Genomic DNA, 2,424 nt, shown 5'->3' with positions numbered 1-2,424 from the left:
CCACTGTTTTCGAATCAGTGGACACCTTTCATGACAGAAGAATACTCAGAAACGACTAGGCTGAAGGTCGTCAACGTCGGTCGGGACGGCAAGCGCAGATATGACCGGCAAACCAAACAGAAGTTGGTGGAAGCGTGTCTTGAGCCGGGTGCTTCGGTCGCCGGGCTCGCACTCAAGCACGGGGTCAACGCCAACTTGCTGCGCAAGTGGATCAAGCTGCATCAGCAGCGAGTGGCTGGCACATCCCTACAGCCGACGCCGATCGGCACAGCTTTCGTTCCGGTAGTCGAAGTCGATATTCACGAAGCCGTGGTTGCACCCGAATCCGCGAAGGCACATCGGCGCACCCCCGCAGCAAGGGCGTCGTCGCCCGCAATGACTTCGGCGCGGTTGATGGTGCAAATGCCCAACGGCGTCACACTCCGGTTTGAATGCAGCGGCAATGACGCGCCGTTGCTGTCGGCCATGATCGAGACGCTGGGACGGTGCGATGTTCCGCCTGGACGATGAACTGAAGGTCTATGTGCATCGTGACGCCGTTGACTTCCGCAAGAGCATCAACGGTCTCGCAGCCATCGTCGAGCAGTCAATGAAGCTCGATCCATTCGCGCGTGCGGTTTATGTGTTCAGCAATCAGCGGCGCGACCGCATCAAGATGCTGCTGTGGGACCGTAACGGCTTCTGGCTTCTCATGAAACGCCTCGAGCAGGACCGCTTCGTATGGCCGCGCAAGGAAGCGGTGCTCATGCTGCGAACAGAGCAACTTCACTGGCTACTGGAGGGCATCGACATCGAAGCGATGCGCGCGCATCCGAGGCGCTATTATCAGCGCGTGACCTGAAACGCGAACCAGCATCGCTGGTCTAATTCAGTGATGCCGCCACCATCCTCATCCTCTACCGACGAACTGCAGGCGCTGCGCGCAGAACTCGCTGCCATGAAGAGCGAGTTGCGTGTGGTGACAGTCGAACGCGATTTGCTGCGAGAGAAGCTTAAGGCCTATCAGCGGCAACTGTTTGCCTCCAGGAGCGAAGTGCGCGGTGCTGAGCAACGGGACCTCTTCCTGAATGAAGCAGAAGCGCTCGCAACAGGATGCGAACCAGCGCAAGAGACCGAAACTGAACAGAGCGTCGAAGTCGGCGCGCATGAACGCAAGAAGCGTGGGCGCAAACCGTTAAACCCGATGCTGCCTCGCGAGGTCGTGCGCCATGAGTTGCCCGAATCAGAACGCGTCTGCGCACACGACGGCCACGCACTGGTCGAGATCGGCGCCGAGATCAGCGAGCAACTCGATATCGTGCCGCAGCAGGTTCGCGTCATTCAGCACCAGCGAATCAAATACGCGTGCCCTTGCTGCGACCTTGGCATCAAGGTGACGCCGGCACCTTCGCGCATCATCCCGAAGGGCTTACTCACTGAATCAGCGCTTGCATGGGTGGTTGTGAGTAAGTTCGCTGACGCGCTGCCGCTGTACCGGATCGCCGCGTTGCTGCACCGTTTCGGTGGCGATCTCTCGCGCGGCACGCTGGCAGCAAGCGTAGTGCGCGTCGGCATGGCAGTGCAGCCGCTGATTAACCTGATGCGCGACCACCTGCTCGAGGCCGACATCGTCTACGGCGATGAAACGACGGTGCAGGTACTAAAAGAGCCAGGCCGTGCTGCACAACGCAAGAGCTACATGTGGGCGCAGATGAGCGGTACCGGACCACCAGTGCGAATGTTCAGCTACAGTCCCACGCGCAGCGCGGCACAGGCCGCCGTGCTCTATGCTGGCATCAAACCCGGCGCGGTATTGATGAGCGACGGCTACGAGCCGTACAACGAAATCGCCCGAACAAACCAGCTGGTGCACCTCGGATGTTGGGCGCACGCGCGACGTTACCTGATTGAGGCCGAAGAGGACCTTCCGAAGGTACAGCGCGGCGGCAATCATCCGGTGAGCGAATTCATTCGCCTGATCGGCCAGCTGTTTGCCGTTGAGGCACGATCTGAAGACATGACGCCGGAGCAGCGCCAGCAACTCAGACAGGCCAAAAGTCAGCCAGTTCTTGATCAGATCGAGGCACTGTTATCGCTTCATCTGAACACGGTGCTGCCGCAAAGCGGGTTCGGCAAAGCGCTTCAATATCTGCGAGGCCAGTGGCCCAAGCTCGTTCGCTACGTCGGCAACGGAGCGTGGCCCATCTCGAACAACCCGTGTGAGAACGCGATCAGACCGTTCACGGTTGGACGCCGGAACTGGCTCTTCAGTGACACCGTCGCCGGCGCAAACGCTGCCGCCAACCTGTATTCGCTCGTGCAAACCTGCAAAGCCAACAGCATTGAGCCGTACCAATACCTCATCGCGTTGTTCAAAGGTCTGCCGCACGCACACACCGCCGACGACTACGAGGCTTTGCTGCCCTGGCGACTGAATCCAAGCGT

General features: G+C 59.7%; 3 protein-coding genes. All 3 read left to right on the top strand.

The genetic code is table 11. The features are described from left to right. The coding region (gene tnpA / locus ACFSNN_RS41345) for an IS66-like element accessory protein TnpA (protein WP_377779237.1) at window positions 1-510 on the top strand (510 nt) is incomplete at its 5' end. Continuing rightward, entirely contained in the window at window positions 491-841 is a 351-nt protein-coding gene (gene tnpB, locus ACFSNN_RS41340) for an IS66 family insertion sequence element accessory protein TnpB (RefSeq protein WP_012428381.1), read from the top strand. The genes tnpA and tnpB, both read left to right, overlap by 20 nt. Window positions 842-874: 33 nt before the next feature. Continuing rightward, a partial coding sequence (gene tnpC, locus ACFSNN_RS41335) for an IS66 family transposase (RefSeq protein WP_377779236.1) occupies window positions 875-2,424 on the top strand: 1,550 nt, incomplete at its 3' end.

The organism is Paraburkholderia dipogonis, from assembly GCF_042680985.1.
Taxonomy (GTDB): Bacteria; Pseudomonadota; Gammaproteobacteria; order Burkholderiales; family Burkholderiaceae; genus Paraburkholderia; species Paraburkholderia phytofirmans.
This window is presented reverse-complemented; position numbering and strand designations above follow the sequence as displayed.

Excerpts from the sequence above, each read along its gene's own strand:
- tnpB (WP_012428381.1), top strand. The coding sequence starts at position 491 with ATGTTCCGCCTGGACGATGAACTGAAGGTCTATGTGCATCGTGACGCC.